The organism is Nocardioides luteus, from assembly GCF_014648595.1.
Lineage (GTDB): Bacteria > Actinomycetota > Actinomycetes > Propionibacteriales > Nocardioidaceae > Nocardioides > Nocardioides luteus.
On sequence record NZ_BMRK01000010.1, the window covers coordinates 99,645 to 119,938 of the forward strand.

General features: G+C 69.5%; 22 protein-coding genes. 6 read left to right on the forward strand and 16 right to left on the reverse strand.

Features of this window, described 5'->3' with window-relative positions; genetic code table 11:
- Positions 1 to 8 precede the first annotated feature (8 nt).
- The 10 genes from IEY81_RS13980 to ctaC all read right to left on the reverse strand — a co-directional run bounded on the left by IEY81_RS13980 (position 9) and on the right by ctaC (position 9,586).
- Positions 9 to 860: a MurR/RpiR family transcriptional regulator gene (locus IEY81_RS13980; RefSeq protein ID WP_268244499.1), complete on the reverse strand. Its 852-nt coding sequence runs from the start codon at positions 858 to 860 to the stop codon at positions 9 to 11.
- Complete coding sequence (phnE, locus tag IEY81_RS13985; protein WP_189119092.1) at positions 857 to 1,732, reverse strand: phosphonate ABC transporter, permease protein PhnE; 876 nt, start codon at positions 1,730 to 1,732, stop codon at positions 857 to 859. Before phnE (IEY81_RS13985) ends, IEY81_RS13980 begins: the two co-directional genes overlap by 4 nt.
- Positions 1,729 to 2,553 carry a phosphonate ABC transporter, permease protein PhnE gene (gene phnE / locus IEY81_RS13990; protein ID WP_189119093.1) on the reverse strand — a complete coding sequence of 275 codons (825 nt, stop codon included), beginning with the start codon at positions 2,551 to 2,553 and terminating at the stop codon, positions 1,729 to 1,731. The genes phnE (IEY81_RS13985) and phnE (IEY81_RS13990) overlap by 4 nt, the downstream gene beginning before the upstream one ends.
- Positions 2,550 to 3,341 carry a phosphonate ABC transporter ATP-binding protein gene (gene phnC / locus IEY81_RS13995; RefSeq protein WP_189119094.1) on the reverse strand — a complete coding sequence of 264 codons (792 nt, stop codon included), beginning with the start codon at positions 3,339 to 3,341 and terminating at the stop codon, positions 2,550 to 2,552. The genes phnE (IEY81_RS13990) and phnC overlap by 4 nt, the downstream gene beginning before the upstream one ends.
- Entirely contained in the window at positions 3,338 to 4,312 is a 975-nt protein-coding gene (phnD, locus tag IEY81_RS14000) for a phosphate/phosphite/phosphonate ABC transporter substrate-binding protein (RefSeq protein ID WP_229787861.1), read from the reverse strand. The genes phnC and phnD overlap by 4 nt, the downstream gene beginning before the upstream one ends.
- On the reverse strand, positions 4,306 to 5,040 hold the full coding sequence (locus IEY81_RS14005; RefSeq protein WP_189119095.1) for an HAD family hydrolase: 735 nt from the start codon (positions 5,038 to 5,040) through the stop codon (positions 4,306 to 4,308). Before IEY81_RS14005 ends, phnD begins: the two co-directional genes overlap by 7 nt.
- A gap of 191 nt (positions 5,041 to 5,231) precedes the next feature.
- Positions 5,232 to 6,392: a L,D-transpeptidase gene (locus tag IEY81_RS14010; RefSeq protein ID WP_189119164.1), complete on the reverse strand. Its 1,161-nt coding sequence runs from the start codon at positions 6,390 to 6,392 to the stop codon at positions 5,232 to 5,234.
- A 199-nt stretch (positions 6,393 to 6,591) separates the two neighbouring features.
- Positions 6,592 to 7,008 (reverse strand): cytochrome c oxidase subunit 4, encoded by a 417-nt coding sequence (locus IEY81_RS14015; RefSeq protein ID WP_189119096.1) that lies wholly within the window; start codon positions 7,006 to 7,008, stop codon positions 6,592 to 6,594.
- A gap of 5 nt (positions 7,009 to 7,013) precedes the next feature.
- A complete protein-coding gene (ctaD, locus tag IEY81_RS14020) occupies positions 7,014 to 8,696 on the reverse strand; it encodes an aa3-type cytochrome oxidase subunit I (protein WP_189119097.1) in 1,683 nt (560 codons plus the stop codon).
- Positions 8,693 to 9,586: an aa3-type cytochrome oxidase subunit II gene (gene ctaC, locus IEY81_RS14025; protein WP_189119098.1), complete on the reverse strand. Its 894-nt coding sequence runs from the start codon at positions 9,584 to 9,586 to the stop codon at positions 8,693 to 8,695. The genes ctaD and ctaC overlap by 4 nt, the downstream gene beginning before the upstream one ends.
- 175 nt (positions 9,587 to 9,761) lie before the next feature.
- Here ctaC and IEY81_RS14030 point away from each other — a divergent pair, with 175 nt between their 5' ends.
- Together IEY81_RS14030 and IEY81_RS14035 are read left to right on the forward strand one after the other, a co-directional pair.
- On the forward strand, positions 9,762 to 10,895 hold the full coding sequence (locus IEY81_RS14030; RefSeq protein WP_189119099.1) for a cysteine desulfurase family protein: 1,134 nt from the start codon (positions 9,762 to 9,764) through the stop codon (positions 10,893 to 10,895).
- On the forward strand, positions 10,892 to 11,146 hold the full coding sequence (locus tag IEY81_RS14035) for a sulfurtransferase TusA family protein (RefSeq protein ID WP_229787863.1): 255 nt from the start codon (positions 10,892 to 10,894) through the stop codon (positions 11,144 to 11,146). The genes IEY81_RS14030 and IEY81_RS14035 overlap by 4 nt, the downstream gene beginning before the upstream one ends.
- A 23-nt stretch (positions 11,147 to 11,169) precedes the next feature.
- Here IEY81_RS14035 and IEY81_RS14040 read toward each other — a convergent pair whose 3' ends face one another.
- Complete coding sequence (locus tag IEY81_RS14040) at positions 11,170 to 12,153, reverse strand: carbohydrate kinase family protein (RefSeq protein ID WP_189119100.1); 984 nt, start codon at positions 12,151 to 12,153, stop codon at positions 11,170 to 11,172.
- Between the two features lie 119 nt (positions 12,154 to 12,272).
- Here IEY81_RS14040 and IEY81_RS14045 point away from each other — a divergent pair, with 119 nt between their 5' ends.
- Entirely contained in the window at positions 12,273 to 12,488 is a 216-nt protein-coding gene (locus tag IEY81_RS14045; RefSeq protein WP_189119101.1) for a hypothetical protein, read from the forward strand.
- A gap of 204 nt (positions 12,489 to 12,692) precedes the next feature.
- Here IEY81_RS14045 and erpA read toward each other — a convergent pair whose 3' ends face one another.
- Positions 12,693 to 13,046: an iron-sulfur cluster insertion protein ErpA gene (gene erpA / locus IEY81_RS14050; protein ID WP_165114477.1), complete on the reverse strand. Its 354-nt coding sequence runs from the start codon at positions 13,044 to 13,046 to the stop codon at positions 12,693 to 12,695.
- A gap of 64 nt (positions 13,047 to 13,110) precedes the next feature.
- A complete protein-coding gene (locus tag IEY81_RS14055; RefSeq protein ID WP_189119102.1) occupies positions 13,111 to 14,196 on the reverse strand; it encodes a glycerate kinase family protein in 1,086 nt (361 codons plus the stop codon).
- A gap of 257 nt (positions 14,197 to 14,453) precedes the next feature.
- Between IEY81_RS14055 and IEY81_RS14060 the strand changes: the two genes are divergently transcribed.
- The 3 genes from IEY81_RS14060 to nadA are packed head-to-tail and all read left to right on the forward strand — an operon-like array spanning position 14,454 to position 17,485.
- Positions 14,454 to 15,371 carry a DUF695 domain-containing protein gene (locus tag IEY81_RS14060; RefSeq protein ID WP_189119103.1) on the forward strand — a complete coding sequence of 306 codons (918 nt, stop codon included), beginning with the start codon at positions 14,454 to 14,456 and terminating at the stop codon, positions 15,369 to 15,371.
- A gap of 16 nt (positions 15,372 to 15,387) precedes the next feature.
- A complete protein-coding gene (locus IEY81_RS14065) occupies positions 15,388 to 16,254 on the forward strand; it encodes a GNAT family N-acetyltransferase (RefSeq protein ID WP_189119104.1) in 867 nt (288 codons plus the stop codon).
- Between the two features lie 58 nt (positions 16,255 to 16,312).
- Complete coding sequence (gene nadA / locus IEY81_RS14070; protein WP_189119105.1) at positions 16,313 to 17,485, forward strand: quinolinate synthase NadA; 1,173 nt, start codon at positions 16,313 to 16,315, stop codon at positions 17,483 to 17,485.
- Positions 17,486 to 17,510: 25 nt separating this feature from the next.
- Here nadA and IEY81_RS14075 read toward each other — a convergent pair whose 3' ends face one another.
- From IEY81_RS14075 to pspAB, 3 genes are read right to left on the reverse strand one after another with little or no spacing between them, the layout of a single operon-like run.
- On the reverse strand, positions 17,511 to 18,923 hold the full coding sequence (locus tag IEY81_RS14075; RefSeq protein ID WP_189119106.1) for a sensor histidine kinase: 1,413 nt from the start codon (positions 18,921 to 18,923) through the stop codon (positions 17,511 to 17,513).
- Entirely contained in the window at positions 18,920 to 19,642 is a 723-nt protein-coding gene (locus tag IEY81_RS14080; protein ID WP_189119107.1) for a response regulator transcription factor, read from the reverse strand. Before IEY81_RS14080 ends, IEY81_RS14075 begins: the two co-directional genes overlap by 4 nt.
- 56 nt (positions 19,643 to 19,698) lie before the next feature.
- Entirely contained in the window at positions 19,699 to 20,286 is a 588-nt protein-coding gene (pspAB, locus tag IEY81_RS14085) for a PspA-associated protein PspAB (RefSeq protein ID WP_189119108.1), read from the reverse strand.
- Positions 20,287 to 20,294 lie beyond the last annotated feature (8 nt).

The following is a 20,294-nucleotide window of genomic DNA, read 5'->3' on the forward strand; positions in this document are numbered from 1 at the left end:
ACTGGCGGTCAGCCTTGTGGGTCGAGCTCGCCGCCGACGACCTCGAGCACCCGGGCGCGTACGTTGGCCGACGCCTCGGGGTCGCGGGCCGCCAGCGCGGCCACGAGCGCGTTGCCGAGGATGAGCTGCGGGATCCGGATGATCGAGTCGAGCTCCTGCCGGAAACCTGCCCGGCCGCCCTGCGGGGTGACCAGCTCGACCTCGGCCAACTTGGTCAGCTGGGTGCCGGTGAAAGAGGTCAGCGCGATCACGGCCGCTCCCCCGGCGACGGCCGCCTGGGCGACCTGGATGGTCGGCGCGGTGGCGCCGGTGCCGGAGACGACGATGCAGACGTCGCCCGGCTGCAGCAGACGGGCCCGGATGAGCTGGTCGAGGTGGTCGCCCGGCGCGACGGTGCTGAGCCCCTGGGAGGCAAGACGCATCGCGATGTCCTTGGCCACCGGCGAGGAGACGCCGGTGCCGGAGACCAGGATGGAGCGGGCCTCGGCGAGCAGCTCCACCGCACGGGTGACCTGGTCCTCGGAGAGGAGACCGACCATGTCGGAGGCGGAGTCGGCGATGTCGGCGAAGAACGAGCGCACCACGGTCAGCGGGCTGCCGCCCTCGGCGGTCTCCGTCTTCGCCGAGCCGAGGTCACGGGCGAGCAGCACCTTGAGGTGCGGGAAGCCGCGGAACCCGAGTCGCTGGGCGGCTCTGACCACGGTCGCGGTCGAGACGGAGGCCTCGGCGGCGATCTCGGCGGTGGTTGCCTCGATGGCCCACTCCGAGCGGGTCAGCACGACCTCGGCGACCGCACGCTCGGAAGGGTTCAGCCGCGGCATCGCGGCCCTGATGGCTGGCAGAACTGGCGCGCTGGTCATGCTGCCACCGCGATGGTGTCCGCGCCGTGCAGGATCCGGTGACGCAGCGCAGCTGAGATCTGGTCGACCAGGATCGTCACAATGATGATCACAACAAGCATGATTCCACCCCACTCCCACTCTCGCCCTCTAAGGACACGATTCAGAAGGGCCCCAATTCCACCGGCGCTCACCACGCCGAGGATCGCGCTTGCCCTGATGTTCACTTCGAAGCGGTAGAGCCAGAACGCCACCGTCTCCGGAAGCATCTGCGGGATCACCGCAGTGCGTATGCGCTGCCACCACGAGGCTCCGGCCGCGGTGACGGCCTCGACCGGTCGCTGGTCGACCGACTCGATGTTCTCCAGGGTCAGCTTGCCGAGCGAGCCGATCGAGTGGATGCCGATCGCCATCGCGCCGGCCATCGGGTTGAGGCCGAACAGCGGCAGCATCACGATCACCGCGAGCAGGATCTCCGGCACGGCGCGGATCGCGTTGAAGAAGGTGCGCACCGGCACCCGCAGGAACCACGGCGCGGTGTTGGAGGCGGCCAGGAACGCCAGCGGGAAGGAGAACAGGGCGCCGACGCAGGTGCCGATCCAGGCCAGCGCGACCGACTCCCCCATCAGCCGCAGCGCCTGCAGCCACCAGTCGCCGTAGGTGAGCTCGGGGTCCGCCTGGCCCTCGGGGTGCGCCCCGGGCCGGGTGAGCACGCCCTCGAGCATCTGGCCGGCGTACTGCAGGATCTCCGCGGGGAACTGCGGCAGCCGCTCCCACTTCGCGTTGTCCAGCGACCAGCCGGCCACGAGCACGATGGCGACCAGAGCCAGGCCCACGACGGTGTAGGGCCACTTCGGCGGCGGCTTCGGCCGCGTCGCGGTGTCGGGGCTCATACCAGCCTCCGGCGCAGCCGCTGGGAGAGCAGGTCGATCGCGATGACCACCGCGAAGATGACGATCACGACCGAGGCGAGCCGCGGATAGTCGGCGCGGTTGAAGTAGAGCATGATCAGCTGGCCGATGCCGCCGGCGCCGACCGCGCCCAGCACCACCGAGGCGCGGACGTTGAGCTCGAAGACGTAGAGGACGTACGAGGCGTAGTTGGGCAGCACCTGCGGCACGATCGCCACGCGGGCGCGCTGCCAGCGGGTGGCGCCGGCGGCGTCGAGCGCCTCGAGGGGACCGGGGTCGACGGCGTCGATGCTCTCGGAGGTCAGCTTGGCGACGATGCCGATGTTGAAGATCGTCAGCGCCAGGATGCCGGGCAGCGGCCCGGTGACGACGGCGACGAAGATCAGGGCGTAGGCCATGTCGGGCAGCGACCGGATCACCGACATCACCGGCCTGGTGACCCGGTAGACCGCGGGCGGCGCGCTGACCTTCGAGCCCAGCAGCGCCACACCGAGGGCGATCAGCGAGCCCACGAAGGTGGCGATGACCGCGATGGCGGCGGTCTCGGCGAGCGCGGTCCACAGCCTCGAGGCCGGATCGGTGATCTCCTCCCACTCGGGGTGGACCACCTCCTCGAGGATCATCGTCAGCATGGGCCACTGGTCCACGACCGGAGCGAGCGAGAAGTCGATGGCCCACCCCGCCACGACGGTCGCCACGAGCGCACCGGCGACGCCGCCGATGAGCAGCGGGCTCGGGGGCGGCTTCACCGGCCGTACGGGCGCGGGCCCGCCGTCGGCCCGCTCGATGGTGGCCTGGCTCATGCAGTGACGTCCTCGGCGGTCAGCGAGCGGCCGTAGATCTTCTCGAAGACGGCGTCGTCGGCCTCGGCCGCGGGGCCGTCGAAGACCACCTCGCCCGCGCGCATGCCGATGATCCGGTCGGCGTAGCGCCGGGCGAGATCGAGGAAGTGCAGATTGACCACGGTGGTGATACCCAGATCGCGGTTGATCCGTTGCAGGTCCCGCATCACCAGATTGGCGGTGGGCGGGTCCAGGGAGGCCACCGGCTCGTCGGCGAGGACCACCGACGGCTGCTGCGCGAGCGCCCGGGCGATGGCGACCCGCTGCTGCTGACCGCCGGAGAGCTCGGAGGCGCGTACCCAGGCCTTCTCGACGATCCCGACGCGCTCCAGCGCCTGGAAGGCGATCTCCTTGTCCTCCTTGGTGTCGATCCCGAGCAGGGAGCGGAACCAGGGCTGGTCGTGGAGCCGGCCGGTGAGCACGTTGCCCATCACCGATCGGCGAGAGACCAGGTTGAAGCCCTGGAAGATCATCCCGATCTCGGCGCGCAGGCGGCGCAGCCGGCGCCCGCGGGCCGAGGCGACGTCGGTGTCGCCGACGGAGAGGGTGCCGGCGGTGACCGGCACGAGGCCGTTGATCGTGCGGATGAGCGTCGACTTCCCGGCGCCGGAGAGGCCGACCACCACGACGAACTCCCCTGCGGGGATGGTCAGGGAGACCTGATCCAGACCGCGGGTGCCGTTGGGATAGACCACCGAGACACCGTCGAAGACGATGCTGTTTCCGCCCCCGGGAGCCGAGCCGCTCATTCGCCGAACTTCTCCTCCACCGACTTCGCCTTCTTCAGCGCGGCCGTGTCGACCTTTTCCAGGCCCTCGATCTCATAGACCGCGTGCAGCGTCTTGATCCCCTTGGGGTCCTTCGCCATCGCGGTGAACGCGTCGGTGATCTTCGTACGCAGCTCCTTGGAGATCCCGCCGGCGACGACGATGCCGTCGTTGGGGATCTCGTTGGAGTAGGCGAAGACCACGACCTGGGAGGCGACCTTCGGCTCGTCGGCCGCGACCTCCTCGCGGGCGTCGTCGAAGCTGACCCCGATCGGGTAGTCGCCGCGTGCGACCGACAGCACCGCGGCGTCGTGGTCGCCGGCGAACTGCGCGTCGAGGTCGACCAGCGCGTCGCCGCCGGAGACCTGTCCCCACTGGGTGGCCGGGTAGTAGTAGCCCGAGGCCGAGCCCTGGTCGACGAAGGCGATCGAGGTGCCGGGCTTGATCTTGGCGATCGCGTTCTCACCGGCGGGTCCGGTCTCGGCGGCGTCGGTGCCGTTGCAGTACTTCAGGCCCTCGACGACCTTCACCTCGTCGGTGCAGTAGGTCTCGGGGTCGTTGGTGAACCACTGGGTGTGGTAGGTGCCGGAGCCGTAGCGCACCGACTGCAGGATCGGCACCGCGCCGGCCTGGTCCTCGGCCTGCACGACGCCGATCGGGCCGAGCATCGCGACCTGGGCCTGCTCGGACTTCATCGCCACGATCGCGGCCGCATAGCTCTCGGTCACCTCGGCGCGTACGGGGATCCCGATCCGCTTGCTGAGGAACGACTCCAGTCCCTTGGCGCTCTCGGTGATCGAGTCGACGTCCCCGGAGGGCACCAGGGACAGCACGATCTCCTCGGGATCCGCCGTGGGTCCCGCGCTCTCCTCACCTCCACAGGCAGCGAGCGCGAGCGCGAGCGAGGCGGCGGCGCCGACCGCCGTCAACCGGGTCCGGGGGGTTCTCAGCATTGGACAGACTCCTTGAGGGGGTGAGCTGCGATGAAGGATGCCGGATCGCTCGACCAGTCCGCGACAGCGGGGTAGAGATCGACGAACGATCCCGCCCGAACGTGTGCCGGCCCCTGGCGGCGGTCGAAGACGTCAACATATGCAGCAACACAACCACGCTCAACCGCGGGAGCCAGGTCATTGCGCCAGATGTCGCCGACCGACATCAGCCACTCCGGCGTACCGGCCGCGCCCGCGACCCGGAGGAAGCCGTCCAGGTGAGCGGTCATCCGGCTCGGCTTGAGGGCGTCGGAGACCAGCTCGTCGATGACGCCGGCCACGCCGAGGTGCGCCAGCACCCGGTCGAGTCCCGCGCCCGGCGAGTTGGTGAGGACCACGCGGTGGGCGTCGATCCCGGCGAGCAGGTCGACGAGTCCCTCCGGCGCATGGACGTCGCCCGGCTGCTCGCTCATCGCCGCTCTGCTCGAGAGGTACGCGGCGCTGAGCTGCTCCTCGGTCACCCCGGCCGAGAGGCCCAGGATCTTGACGGCCTCGTAGCCGTCCTGAGCGCCTGTGAGCGTCTTGGGGATGCTCTCGGGCATCCGTCGCCCCAGGAAGGCTCTGGTCGCCTCCAGGAGCGTCTCAGGGGCAGCGGTGAAGGCCGCCACCCTCTCCGCGTAGAGGAGCACGGGCGTGTCTCCGAGACACACCGTGCCGTCCAGGTCGAGCACCAGCACCGGCCGAGGCAACGAGGCCACCTTTCAGACGCGGGCCGGCGGGGTCAGCCCTACGAAACGCGATTACGTGTTAGGTGGAACGTAGGTAAAGCCGCTTCTTTACGCAAGCAGCAACCGCATGTTGTCTCACGTCATTTCCTGCACTGCAGAATATCGAGACAGATGGTCCCGGAGCCTCAGGCCGGGACCGACGCGCCGGGCGATCAGGCGAGGGCAGACCCCGCCCGGTATTCGTCGTAGGAGGTGTTCCAGTCGCCCCAGCCGTTGCTGAACGTCATCGAGCGGTTGGTGCCGACGGTCTCGACGACGTCGCCGCGGCGGGTCATGTCGTAGAGGAACTTCGCGTTCTCGTCGCTCATGCCGGTGCAGCCGTGGGAGACGTTGGCCTTGCCCTGCTGCGCCACCGACCACGGGGCACCGTGGATGAACTCACCGGAGAACGTCAGGCGCATCGCCCACTTCACGCCCTCCATGTTGTAGTACTCCCGGTCGCCCTCGTTGATCCCGATGGTCTCGGAGTTCATCGTCTTGCGCTTGAACTTCTCGATGATGACCTTCACACCGCTGCGGGTGATGAACCCTTCCTTGCCGGTCGTGATCGGGATGGTCTTGATCTTCTGGCCGTTCTTGAAGACCTCCATCTGGTGGGTCTGCGCGTTGGCCCGGTAGATGTGGGCGTCACCGGTCTTGAAGGTGATCTCGCGGTTCTTCTGGCCGTAGATGCCGCCGCCGGCGGGGACGGAGTTGATCTTGAGCTTCACGTTGACCGTGGAGTTGGCCTGCCAGTAGGTGCGCGGACGGTAGTGGACCTCCTTGTCGCTCACCCAGTACCACGAGCCCTCCTGCTTCGGGGTCGACTCGACGATCATCTTCTTCTCGAAGGCGGCCTTGTTCTTCACCGGCAGGTCGTACGTCACGATGATCGGCATCCCGACGCCGACGGTCTCCCCGTCGAGCGGCGCGATCGAGGGGTAGGTCTGACGGTCGAGGCCGAGGTCCTCGGTGGAGAAGGTCGTCTGGAGCTTCTTCTCCAGCCCGTCGTCGCCGGTGGCGGTCACCGAGAGGGTGTAGGAGGCGGTCGGCTCGAGCACGTCACCGGCGCTCCAGCTGAGCCCGTCCTCGGTCATCGTGCCGCGCACCTTGGTGCCCTTGGCGCCGGTCAGCATCACCTCGTCGAGCCGGCCCTTGGCCACGTCGACCTTGACGACCTTGTCGACCGAGACGCCGGTGGCCTGGTCCTCGATGTTGGGCGTGATCTGCACCTTCGGCTCGGCGGGCTTCTTGGGCTCTTTCGAGTCCGAGCCGCCGGCACCGCACGCGGTCAGGACGGGGGTGAGCACCGCCGCGGTGGTGGTCAACAGCACCCCACGGCGGGCGAGCAGGGACGGGCGGTGAAACGGTGACTGCGTTGACACTGTGAAGTTGCTCCAGACCTGGCGTTGTGACCCGGCGCCCCCGAACCGGGCGCGGGCGCGTTAACCCTACCGGGCATCCCAAGACCTGCCCAAGAACGAACTGCGGGGCTCGATCCTCGTCGGATCGAACCCCGCAGACGTTCATCTCTCAGTGCTTGAACTCGCCTCGGTAGTACTCGAAGTTCCAACCGGCGGTGGAGAGCATGCCGAGCACGGCGGCGATGATGAGCAGCCACCAGGCCGCCATCGCGACGGAGAGGACCACGAGACCGAAGGTGAGCGCGGCCCACAGCGGCCACCAGGAGAACGGCGGGAAGAAGCCGTACTCACCAGCGCCCTCGGCGATGTCGCCGTCGGCGCGGTCCTCCGGACGCGGGTCCATCTTCCAGGCGTGGAAGCCGAGGTAGATGGTGATCATGGTGAACAGCAGCGTGCACATCACCAGCGCCGAGGTGCCGGTCCAGTCACCGCCCTCCGAGGAGGCCGCAGTGACGAACCAGTAGGCCGGCGTGACCAGCCACATGAAGACACTGCAGACCACGAAGATCCAGGCTTCAGACTTCATCGAGGTCAGTCCTCCTTGGTGGAGCTGGTCGAGACGAGATCCTCGTCGTCCTGCTCCAGCGCGGCGATCTCCGGGTGGTGGAGGTCGAAGGCCGGGGACTCCGAGCGGATCTTCGGGATGGAGGTGAAGTTGTGGCGCGGCGCCGGGCTGGCGGTCGCCCACTCCAGCGAGCGGCCCCAACCCCACGGGTCGTCCACCTCGACCTTGGGGGCCTTGGCGGAGACGTAGAGGTTGTAGAAGAAGGGCAGCATCGACAGGCTCAGCAGGAACGCGCCCACCGTGGAGAACTGGTTGAGGAAGGTGAAGCCGTCGCTGGGCAGGTAGTCGGCGATACGCCGCTGCATGCCCTGGACACCCAGCCAGTGCTGGACCAGGAAGGTCGCGTGGAAGCCGACGAACAGCAGCCAGAAGTGGACCTTGCCCAGACGCTCGTCGAGCATCCGTCCGGTCATCTTCGGCCACCAGAAGTAGAAGCCGGCGAACATCGCGAACACGACGGTCCCGAAGACCACGTAGTGGAAGTGCGCGACCACGAAGTAGGAGTCGGAGACCTGGAAGTCGAGCGGCGGGCTCGCCAGGATGATGCCGGTCAGACCACCGAAGAGGAAGGTCGTCAGGAAGCCGATCGACCACAGCATGGGCGTGTCGAAGCTGACTGATCCGCCCCACATCGTGCCGATCCAGTTGAAGAACTTCACACCTGTCGGCACCGCGATCAGGAACGTCATGCCGGAGAAGAACGGCAGGTTCACCGCGCCGGTGACGAACATGTGGTGGGCCCACACGGCGACCGAGAGGATCGCGATACCGAGGGTCGCGGCGACCAGGCCGACGTAGCCGAAGATCGGCTTGCGGCTGAAGACCGGGAGGATCTCGGAGATGATGCCGAAGAACGGCAGCGCGATGATGTAGACCTCGGGGTGGCCGAAGAACCAGAACAGGTGCTGCCACAGGATCGGGCCACCGTGGGCGGCGTCGAAGACGTGGGAGCCGAACTGGCGGTCGGACTCGAGCATCAGCAGCGCGGCGGCGAGGATCGGGAACGCGATCAGCACCAGCAGCGAGGTGATCAGAGTGTTCCAGGTGAAGATCGACATCCGGAACATGGTCATGCCCGGCGCGCGCATGCAGATGATCGTGGTGATGAAGTTGACCGCACCGAGGATCGTGCCCAGACCGGCCATGTAGAGACCCATGATCCACAGGTCACCACCGACGCCCGGCGAGTACTGGGCGCTGGAGAGCGGCGTATAGGCGAACCAGCCGAAGTCGGCGGCGCCGGTCGGGGTGAAGAAGCCGCTGGCCGCGATCAGACCACCGATGAGGTAGAGCCAGTAGCTGAACATGTTCAGCCGCGGGAAGGCGACGTCGGGCGCGCCGATCTGCAGCGGCATGATCACGTTGGAGAACCCGAAGAACAGCGGGGTCGCGAAGAGCAGCAGCATGATCGTGCCGTGCATCGTGAAGAGCTGGTTGAACAGCTCGTCGTTGACGACCTGCTGTCCGGGGAACGCCAGCTCGGAGCGCATCAGCAGGGCCATCAGGCCGCCGATGATGAACCAGACGAACGACGTGACCAGGTACATCTTGCCGATCAGCTTGTGATCGGTCGTGGTCAGCAGCTGGTAGACGTGCTTGCCCAGCGGCTTGCGGGCCCCGGCGACCGGGGGCGAAGCGGTGGCGGTCACTCGCCCTCCTCCTCGTTCTGGGTGGCGGTGGCGTCGGCCTGGCGGGTGGACTTGCCACCACCGAGCAGCGGGCGCTCGGACTCGAAGCCCTTCTGCGCCAGCGTGTCGACGTAGGACTTGTAGTCGCTCTCGGAGAGAACCGCGACCTTGAAGATCATCCGGGCGTGGTAGACGCCGCAGAGCTCATAGCAGGCACCACGGAAGGTCTTGCCCTCGATGAGGTCCTCCGCGCCCGCGTCGAAGGTGGCCGTGGCCTCCTTCGTGGTGATCGAGTAGTGGTTCACCCGACCCGGGACCACGTCCATCCGCATGCCGAAGTCCGGGACCCCGAAGTTGTGGATGACGTCCGCGGAGCGCAGGTTGAACCGCGTGGTGGTCTTCTCGGGGAGGACCAGCGTCGGGATGTGCGAACCGGTGCCGATGACGTAGCCGTACCTGTCGTAGGCGTACTTGTCGTCGACGAGGTTGTCGTCCGCGCTCAGGTCGGGCTCACCGATGCCGTGGTTGAAGGTCCACTGCCACTGCTGGCCGGTCACCTCGATCACGTTGGTCGGCTCGCCGTTGTCGAGCATCTCGTTCTGGACCTTGACCGTGTGGTCGAAGAACACGATCACCATCAGGACCGGGGCGATCGTGTAGAAGATCTCCAGCGGCAGGTTGTAACGCGTCTGGACCGGGACGTCGGCGTCACTGCGGCGCCGGTAGCGCCAGATCGCCCAGAAGATCAGCCCCCAGGTCAGGATGCCGGTCAGCAACGCGGCGATCCAGGCGCCCTGCCACAGGGCGAGGTTGTGCTCCCCCTGCTCAGAACGTGGCTCGGGGAAGCCGAAACGCGCCGCCACGTCCGAACAGCCACTCAGCAGGAGGGCGCCGGCCGTCAGCGTCGCCACCAGCGCACCACGTCGGGCGCGGGCGTGGGACGGAGTCGATCCGGCCCCTGGCAAGTGCAGACCCACTACGAGCCTCTCTCTCATGCGAACACTCAGATGTCCGCAGACTACCGCGCGCGGCTCCGGAATCATCTTCAGGGGTTCCTCATGTCGCCTGTGACTACCGTTGGGTCCTGTGACGGACAGCTTCACCTACCTCGACGCCGCATCGGCCGAACCCCTCCATCCTGCCGCCCGGGAAGTGCTTCTGGCCGCGGCAGACCAGGGGTACGCCGACCCCCGCCGCCTCCACCGGCCGGCCCGCAACGCCGGGCTGCTGCTCGCCAACGCCCGCGAGGTCGTGGCGCAGGCGCTCGGGGTGCGCCGAGATGAGGTGCTTTTCACATCCTCGGGCACCGCCGCGGTGCAGGCCGGCCTGCTCGGGCTCGGATCACGTGGCATCGCTCACACTGCCGTCGAGCACCAGGCCGTCATCGACGCCGCCCGGTGGTCGCAGCGCTCGCCGGTCACCGAGCTGGCCGTCGACCGCGAGGCCCGGGTCGAGGTCGCGGCCGTCGCCGAGGCTGTGGGCGAGGCTGTGGGCGAGGCTGTGGGCGAGGGTGATGTCGACGTTGTCGCCGTCCAGCAGGCCAACCACGAGGTCGGCACCCTGCAGCCGCTCGAGGAGGTCGCCTCCGCCGCAGGTCCAGCAGCCCTCTTCGTCGATGCCTGCGCGTCGATGGGGCGGCTCCCCCTGCCCGGGGTCGGAGACGTGGTCGCCGGCTCCGCCCGCAAGTGGGGCGGCCCCGGCGGTGTCGGCGTGCTGGTCGTGCGCAGGTCGGCTCGGTGGCGCTGGCCCTTCCCCGGTGAGGAGTGGTCGCGTACGGACCAGGGGTTCACCAACATCCCCGGAGCGCTGGCGGCAGCGGCCGCGCTCCAGGCCGTCGTCGCCGAGCGGGAGGAGATCAACGCCCGCCAGCACGAGCTGGTCGCGCTGGTCCGGGAGCGGGTCGCGGCCGAGATCCCGGACGTCGACGTCGCCGGCCCCGCCGAGGGCCGGCTCCCCCATCTGGTGACGTTCTCGGCGCTGTACGTCGACGGCGAGGCGCTGGTGACGGCGCTGGACCGCCTCGGGGCCGGTGTCGCGAGCGGATCCGCGTGCACCTCCGACACCCGCGAACCGTCTCGCGTGCTTGCCGCCATGGGAGCGCTGACACACGGTAACGTTCGGCTGTCGCTGACCCGCGACACGACGCGAGAGGATGTGGAGCGCGTGCTCGACGCACTGCCCGGGATCGTGAAGGACCTGCGCGCCGAGGCGGGGCTGTGAGCGAGCGCCAGCACGTGGACGAGCCGATCGTCACCCTCGACTGCCGCCGCCAGGCCTGCCCACGGCCCATCATCGAGCTCGGCCGTCATCTCGGTGACGTCGAGGTCGGCGAGGTCATCGCCGTGGCCGCCGACGACGTCGCGGCCCACCATGACGTACCCGCCTGGGCGCGGATGCGCGGGCAGGAGTTCGTCGGCGAGGCGGAAGCAGACGACGGCGTACCCGTCTATCGGATACGCCGTCTCAGCTAGAGCTGTCCTGCTCGCTCAGTTCCTCAGTTCTTGATGTGTGAGGCGATCTGGTCGGCGGCGGTGTCGCCGTAGGACTCCCGGACCCGGGCGACAAACTCCTCGGCGGTGAAGGAGTACTCCTGCGGGCCGACGGTCTCGACGCAGTAGGCGGCCAGCACGCAGCCGACCTCGGCGGCCTGCTCGAGCTCGCAGTCCCAGGCCAGCGCGGCCAGGAAGCCGGCGCGGAAGGCGTCGCCGACACCGGTGGGCTCGATCGCGTCGACGTTCTTCGCGGCAGGCAGCTCGATGGTGTCCTCGCCCTTGCGCTGGACGCGGACGCCGTCCTTGCCGAGCGTGGTGACCTGGGTGCCGACCCGGGCCAGGACCTCCTCGGCGGACCAGCCGGTCTTCTGCTGGAGGACGTGGGACTCGTATTCGTTGGTGAACAGGTAGGCGGCGCCGTCGACGAGGTCACGGATCAGCTCGCCGTCGCCGAAGGCGAGCTGCTGACTGGGGTCGGAGATGAAGGTGTAGCCGCGCTGGCGCGCCTCGTCGGTGTGGCGCTTCATCGCGTCGGGGTCGTCGGGCGCGACCAGCACGAAGGCGGGGTCGCCCACCTTCTCGGCGATCGGGCCGAGCTCGATCTCACGGGCCTCGGCCATGGCACCCGGGTAGAAGCTGGCGAACTGCGCCATCGCGGTGTCGGTGGTGCAGACGAACCGCGCGGTGTGGCGCGTCTCGGAGACGTGCAGGTGGTCGCAGTTGACGCCGTGGCGCTCGAGCCAGGAGCGGTAGTCGGCGAAGTCCTCACCGACCGCACCGACGAGCACCGGAGCGAGGCCGAGGTTGGCCAGCCCGAAGGAGATGTTGGCCCCGACGCCACCGCGGCGGATCTCGAGGTCGTTGACGAGGAAGCTCACCGAGAGCTTGTCGAGCTGGTCGGCGACCAGCGAGTCGGCGAACTTTCCACCGAAGGTCATCAGGTGGTCGGTGGCGATGGATCCTGCGATCAGGAGTGAACCGGACATGCGCCGAACCCTACCGGCGAGAGGTCGGCCGACGTTAAGGCTCGACCGCGCGCGGAGGACGAAATATTACCGCTGAGTCGGCCTTCTTCTACCCGTTGGTAGTGCTTACCGTCATTTGCATGACCGATACTCGCGTTCCGTACGACGACCTCGACAGCCCCGCGCAGCTCAGCGCCGACTGTGCCGCCGCCGACAGCGCGTTGCACCTGGCCGCGCCCCGGGCGCGGCAGACGACCCGCCCGGAGCCGCCGGTGCGGATGCAGTCCCGCGAGCCGCGCGACGCCGCCATGCTCGAGGCCTGCGGCCACGTCGCCGACGGCCTCGCCCTGACCTAGGAGATCTCGGCCTCCCATCGAGGAGGCCACCAGATACCAGCAGCCCCTGCCGAACGGCAGGGGCTGCTGACGTTTCACGTCTTCATGAATCTGAGGTGTCCGGTGCGTGCGATGGCAAGGCGCGGACGCGAAGGCGACCTTCGAGGCGAAGCCGGTCGTCGAAGCGTCCGCAACGCGGCCAGCGTGCGTGCCGGGCGCCTCAGATCAGTGGAAGGAGTCGCCGCAGGCGCATGAACCCGTGGCGTTGGGGTTGTCGATGGTGAACCCCTGCTTCTCGATGGTGTCCACGAAGTCGATCATCGCGCCGTTGAGGTAGGGAACGCTCATCCGGTCGACCACGACGGAGACGCCGTCGAAGTCGGTGACCACGTCACCGTCGAGGGTGCGCTCGTCGAAGAAGAGCTGGTAGCGCAGGCCGGAGCAGCCACCGGGCTGCACGGAGATGCGCAGGCTCAGGTCGTCGCGGCCTTCCTGCTCCAGGAGGCTCTTCACCTTCGCGGCGGCAACGTCGCTCAAGTTGATGGAGTCGGCGCGGCGTTCGGTCGTCTGCTCGGTCATGTAGCTGGGCTCCCTGTGCGTGGGTGCGGGTTGTGTCTCTGGGTCAATCGTCGCACATCCCCGGTTATTCCCGATGGTCGGCGGACCACGTCCGGGCGACCCTGGCGGCGACCTGGACCAGGGAGTCGTACGCCTGGGCCATCGCCTGCTCCTCGCCGACGCTGTCGACGAGCGAGTAGGCGGCGTCGATGCCGAGGGTGCGCATCTCCCGCCCGCTCATGCTGACCTTCCCCGCCAGCACGATGCAGGGTCGCAGCGCCTGCTCGGCCAGCCGGGCGACACCGGCGGGGACCTTCCCCGAGGCGCTCTGCGGGTCGAACGAGCCCTCACCGGTGATGACCAGGTCCGCCCGGGAGGCCAGCTTCGGCAGGCCGAGCAGGTCGGCGACCACGTCGAAGCCCGCTCGCCGGGTGCCGCCGAGGAGCAGCAGCGCGAACCCCATCCCGCCGGCGGCGCCCGCGCCCTTCTCGGTCGAGGTCGTACGCGACGTGGCGGCCGCGAGATCCTGCAGCGCACCGTCCCAGCGGGGCATGGTCTCCTCGGTGAGCCCCTTCTGCTCACCGTAGACCTTGATCGCGCCGAAGAGCCCGGTCAGCGGGTTGTCGACGTCGCTGGCGATCACGATCTCCGGCCCGAAGGGCTCGGGAAGGGCGACCTCGGTGATGCCTTCGAGGCCCGCGACGCCGGCGTCGAGCGGGCGGTCGGCGGTGGCTCCGAGCGCGGCGAGCAGCCCCGCTCCCCCGTCGCTGGTGCCCGACCCGCCCAGACCGACCACGACCCTGCGCACCCCGGCGTCGCGGGCGGCGAGGAGCAGCTGCCCGACGCCGTAGGAGGTCGCTCGCTCGGCACCCTCTCCGCGGGTCAGGTGCAGGCCGGCGGCCTGGGCCGACTCGATATAGGCGGTCTCGCCCTCGATCAGCAGCTGTGCGGTCGCGGGGTCGCCATGCGGTCCGCGGACCTCGAGCTCACGCAGGTCTCCGCCGAGCACCTCGTGGAGCAGCTCGAGGAAGCCCGGGCCGCCGTCGGCCATCGGCGCCAGGGAGAGCTCGTCGCCCGGCGCCGTGCGCTGCCACCCCTCCGCGATCGCGGCGGCCGCCTCAGCGGCGCTCAGCGTGCCTGCGTACTTGTCCGGGGCGATCAGCACTCGCATGGCCGCAACCTACCGGTGGTCCGCAGCGCCTGGTGTTCTGCGGGGCGTTCTGCAGTTGTTCTGACAACTGTTCCGCAGGGTGGCTTCGCCTCGTAAAGATCCAGTATGCGTACCGTTAAGGTTGTTTCGTGAACTTTGGGCAGCGCGGGGGGCGCGACTCAGCAGCACGGCGGATCGACAGGTTCTGGCGCTGGTGGGTATGCAAGGGGGCTCGGGCATGCACTGCCGCCCTGGACGCGGACGACCAGATGGCTCTGGTGTCTTTGCTGGCCCGACGGATCGACGCCATCCAGGCCGGCCTGAGCTGGGAGATCGGCCCCGGACCGCTGGGTGGCCGGCTCCTGGTGGTCTCGGCCGGCGGCAACCCCGACCACCGCGCGCTGGCGCGCCGCTGGCTGCTCTCCGCTCCCGAGCCCGACGGGATCTCACCCTGGGAGTTCAGCGACCAGCGCCCACCCGTCGACGACCCCGTCGGGGCGGAGCTGTCGCCGCCCGGTCGCGCCACGATCCGGCTGGCCGACGTGCTGGTCGGCGCCCGGCAGCGGGGTGCCCGCCTCGACGTCACCGTCTTCCACCCCGAGCTCTGCGGCCTCGACGAGGACACGCGGCTGCGGATCGCCTTCCACGCCCTCGACACCACGCTCGGCGAGTCCGACACCGAGCTGTGGATCGGTGAGGTCGAGGCCACGACCACCCCGCCGCGCGACGGTTTCGGCCTCGGTGATCTCGCCATCGCGGTGACGAACCTCCGCAAGGAGTACGTCGACGACGACGGCAACCCGGCTTGGGTGCTGCTCCACGCCGACAGCCCGCAGGGACCGGTCGTGGCGAGCGCGATCGTGCCGCTCCACCCGGTCATCGCACCCAACCTGACCCATCACGTCGGCATGCTGGTGCCCTACGTCGGCTTCGCCGAGCGGGGGCTCCCCTCGAGCGACGCGCTGTGCGAGCTGCGGCGGCTGGAGGACCGGCTGACCTCGACGCTCGGCGCCGACGGCCGGGTCGTGGCCCACGAGACCACCAACGGCGTACGCCTCCTGCATGCCTACATCGATCCGACCACCTCCGCGCCACAGCGGGTGGAGGAGGCGCTCTGCGGCTGGGCGCACGGCGACGTGATCACCCGCGTCGACACCGACCCGGCCTGGGAGGCCGTGCGCCCGCTGCGCGCCTGAGATACGTTCACCGGCCATGGAGATCCGGCCGATGCAGCCTGCGGACGTACCCCTCGCCCAGCAGCTCAGCGACGACGCCTTCTACGAGGCCGCCCTGCTGTCGCGACGGGAGTCGGACCCGCCCGCACAGCGGCGCCCGCCGGCGCGAGCCGCCAGCTGGATCACCCGCACCATGGAGTTCCTCGCCACCGACGCGCAGGGGTGCGTCGCGGCACACGACTCCGAGGGCCTGGCCGGCTTCGCGATCTCGGTCCGACGTGAGGACGTGCTGTGGATCCTGTGCACCTTCGCGGTCCGCCCGGGGCTCCAGGGCAAGGGACTGGGCAAGCGCCTGCTGGAGGCGTCGGCGGCGTACGGCTCCGACTGCCCCCGCTGGATGCTCTCGGCCAGCGATGATCCGAAGGCCCTGCGCCGCTATCGGCTGGCCGGGTTCGACCTGCACCCCCAGCTCATGCTCCACGGCGAGGTCAGCCGATCTTCGCTGGTCGCGGTCGAGGAGGTTCGCGAGGGCACCTCCGCCGACCGCGAGCTCCTCGACGCCGTCGACCGCAGGCTCCGCGGGGCGGCCCACGGGCGCGATCACGATTCGCTGGCCCGGATGGGCACGCTCATCGTCGACACCCACGACCGGGGCTACGCCTACGCCCACTCCACCGGGCCGACGCTCCTCGCCGCCCTGGACGAGGAGACGGCGACCAGGCTGCTGTGGGAGTGCCTCGCTCGCACCGAGGGTGCGGCCCAGGTGGGCCACGTGACCAGCGCCAACCAGTGGGCCCTCGACGTGGGCCTGGCGGCCGGGCTGAGCCTCGGCGTCGAGGGTCATCTCGGCGTACGCGGCATGGCTCCCCCGGCGCCCTACCTGCACAACGGCGCCCTGCTGTAGACCGCGATGTGACCCACGCCACCGAGACGTGGAAGCCGTCACATGTATTATCGTCATCATGACGACTGTCGACCTCCCGCTGCTCCCCCTCGGGCGTGGCGTTGACCTGAACTCCGAGCGTGGCGTCGATTGCCCCGGTGACCTGCCGGCGGCCTCCGACCCCGACCTGGTGAAGCGTGCGCTGGCCGCCAAGGAGAAGCTCGGCGAGAAGGTGTTCGTCCTCGGCCACCACTACCAGCGCGACGAGGTCATCCAGTTCGCCGACGTGACCGGCGACTCCTTCAAGCTCGCCCGCGACGCGGCGGCTCGGCCGGACGCGGAGTACATCGTCTTCTGCGGCGTGCACTTCATGGCGGAGTCGGCCGACATCCTGACCGGGCCCTCGCAGGCGGTCATCCTGCCCGACCTGGCGGCCGGCTGCTCGATGGCCGACATGGCCCGGCTGGGCCAGGTGGAGAAGGCCTGGGAAGCCCTCTCCGAGGCCGGTGTCGCCGAGCAGGTCGTGCCGGTGACCTACATGAACTCCTCGGCCGACATCAAGGCCTTCTGCGGCCGTCACGACGGCGTCGTGTGCACCTCCTCCAACGCGCAGGCCGTGCTGGAGTGGGCGTTCGAGCAGAAGTCGGACGCCAAGGTGCTCTTCTTCCCCGACCAGCACCTCGGCCGCAACACCGCCGTCCTCAAGCTCGGCATGGAGCTGGGCGACTGCGTGGTCTGGGACCCGCTGAAGCCCGGCGGCGGCGTCACCCCGGAGGAGCTCCGGGCCGCGAAGATGATCCTGTGGAAGGGGCACTGCTCGGTCCACGGCCGCTTCTCCCCCGACACCATCGACGAGCTGCGCGCCGAGATCCCGGACGTACAGATCCTCGTCCACCCCGAGTGCCAGCACGAGGTGGTTCTCAAGGCCGACCTGGTCGGCTCGACCGAGTTCATCATCTCGACCATCGAGGCCGCTCCTGCCGGTTCGGCCTGGGCGATCGGCACCGAGCTCAACCTGGTCAAGCGCCTCGCCGCCGCCCACCCGGACAAGCGGATCGTCTTCCTCGACCGCACGGTCTGCTACTGCTCGACGATGAACCGCATCGACCTCCCCCACTTCGTCTGGGCCCTCGAGGCCCTGGTCGAGGGCCAGGTCGTCAACCGCATCGAGGTCGACGCCGACACCGAGCACTACGCCAAGCTCGCCCTCCAGCGCATGCTCGACCTCCCGGGCAAGACCGAGAAGGACTGACCCCCTCCCGCGGTCTCGGATGGGGTCAGCGGGCGGGGAGGCGTACGGCGATGGTGGTGTCGCCGGGGACGCTGGCGAGGCTCACGGTGCCGCCGTGGGCGGTCACCACGGCGTGCACGATGGCGAGACCGAGGCCGGCGCCGCCGTCGCGCTGACGGGCCTCGTCGGCCCGGGTGAAGCGCTCGAAGGCGCGCGGTACGAGATCCGGCGGGAACCCGGGGCCGTCGTCGTGGACGTCGAACCCGTCAGGGCGTACGCGGACCGTGACCGTGGTGCCGGCCGGCGTGTGCCGGCGCTCGTTGGTGAGCAGGTTGCTGATCACCTCGTGGAGGCGCTGGGCGTCGCCGGTGACGGTCACCTCGGCGTCCCCGGACTCGCCGTCCGCGGGCAGCTCGAGGCGCCAGGTGTGCGAGGGGGCGACGACGCGGGCGTCGTCGACGGCCTCCAGGAGCAGCCGGGTCAGGTCGACCGGCTCGCGCGCCAGGGGTCGGCCCTGGTCGAGGCGGGCGAGCAGGAGCAGGTCCTCCACCAGCGCGGTCATCCGCAGCGACTCCTCCTCGACCTTGCCCAGCGCCATCGGCACCGCCTCGGCGCGCTGCTGGGCCAGCTCGGTGTAGCCACGGATCGTCGTCAGCGGGGTGCGCAGCTCGTGGGATGCGTCCGCGACGAACTGGCGCACCTGCTGCTCGGTGCGGTGACGCTCGGCCAGCGAGGTGTCCACGTGGTCGAGCAGCGCGTTGAGGGCCGCGCCGACCTGCCCGACCTCGGTGTCCTCGTCGGTGAGACGCTCGGGGACGCGTTCGGTCACCGAGACCTCGCCGGAGGAGAGCGGCAGGGCGGCCACGGTGTGGGCGGTGGCAGCGACCTCGCGCAGCGGGCTGAGCTGGCGGCGTACGACGACGTAGCCCGCGCCTGCGGCCGCCAGCACCCCGAGCAGGGTCAGCAGCGTCTCCCAGAAGACCAGGCTGGCGATGGTGTCGTCGACCTCGTCGGTCGAGCGGCCGGTGACGACGACCGCGGACCGACCGCTGCGCGGGTCGAAGACGGCCTGAGCGATCACCCGGAACGTGCCGTGCTCGGGCAGATCGGCGTCGTGGGGGCGGGCGTCGACGTCCACCTCGCGCAGCACCTCCAGGTCGGCGGTGGAAAGCTTCTCGACCTCGTCGGGGTCGAGGTCGCCGAACGTGCCCCGGGCCTCGCCGTCCTGCGGGAGCTCGGCGTAGACCGAGCCGGGCGCCAGGTTCAGGCGAAAGCCGGGACCCGCAACGCCGCGGGCCATGTCGCGTACGTCCCGGTCGAGCCGGTCCATCAGCGTCTCACGCAGCGCGATGGTGGCGAAGGTGCCGATCATCAGCGAGACGGCCAGCACCAGCGCGACGGCGGTGATCACCAGCCGCGAGCCGAGCGGCGCGACCAGCCGCCTCAGTCGGCTGGTCACTCCGCGGCCTTCAGCACGTAGCCCGCGCCCCGCATGGTGTGGATCATCGGTGACCGGCCGGCGTCGATCTTCTTGCGAAGGTAGGAGATGTAGAGCTCGACGACGTTGGCCTGGCCGCCGAAGTCGTAGGACCAGACCCGGTCGAGGATCTGGGCCTTCGACAGCACCCGGCGCGGGTTGCGCATCAGAAAGCGCAGCAGCTCGAACTCGGTCGCGGTCAGGGTGACCTCCTCCCCCGCCCGGTGGACCTCCCGGGAGTCCTCGTCCATCGTCAGGTCGCCGACCCGGATCACCGAGTGCTCCTCGACCCGGGTGGCACCTGCCCGCCGCATCAGCCCGCGGAGCCGGGCCACCAGCTCCTCGAGCGAGAACGGCTTGATCACGTAGTCGTCGCCGCCCGCGGTCAACCCGGCCACCCGGTCCTCGACCGCGTCCTTCGCGGTGAGGAAGCAGACCGGCACCGACGGCTGGGAGCTGCGTACGCGGCGGAGCACCTCCAGACCGTCGAAGTCGGGCAGCATCCAGTCGAGCACGATCGCGTCCGGCGCGATCTCCTTCGCCGCTCCGACAGCAGCCGAGCCCGAGTGGGCCACGGTGATCTCCCAGCCCTCGAACCGCAGCGCCATCGCGATCAGCTCGGCGATGTTGACCTCGTCGTCGACCACGAGCACCCGCAGCGGCGAGCCGTCGTGGCGGGTCAGGTCCCGTGCAGCAGTCATGGCTCCATCATGGAGCCGGTTGCTGTGCGTGACCTGTGAGGTCTCTGTGGCGCGTCTCAGAGCCCGGGGGCACCCCACACGGCCAGCCAGCGGGAGAGGTCCTTCTCGACCGGGAGGTCGCCCTCGATCGCGGTGCGGACGTTGATCTCGAGGAGGTTGTCGCGCTGCTGCGGGCCGGTCGGGGCGAAGGGGTAGAAGGTGCCCTGCTTGTAGAGGTAGATCAGGCCGACGCTGCGGCCGTCGGCGCCCTTGAAGCCGATCAGCGAGCAGAGCAGTCCGGGGCCGTAGCCGTTCATCTCCAGCGTGGTGTTGACGGCGTGCAGGTCGGTGACCAGGCCGGTGATGTCGGGGTTGGCCGGGTCGAGCGGCTCGTGGTCGACGCTGAGCCAGGTGAAGCCGAACTCGTCGACGCTGGTGGTCACCGTCGGCGCACCTGCAGAGGCGCCGAGCAGCTCCACGACGTCCCGCTGGGTGCCGGCGAAGCCCGCTCCGGCCGCGGCCCGGTAGCAGACCGCGCCGTCTCCGGTCGGGACCAGCCCGAGCGAGGTCTGCATGGTGATCGCGGCGGTCGGCACCGCGAACAGCGCGTCGAGATTGGCCTGCTTCGGTCGCGTACGACCTGTGATGACGTCCCAGAAACCCACGCAGCGAC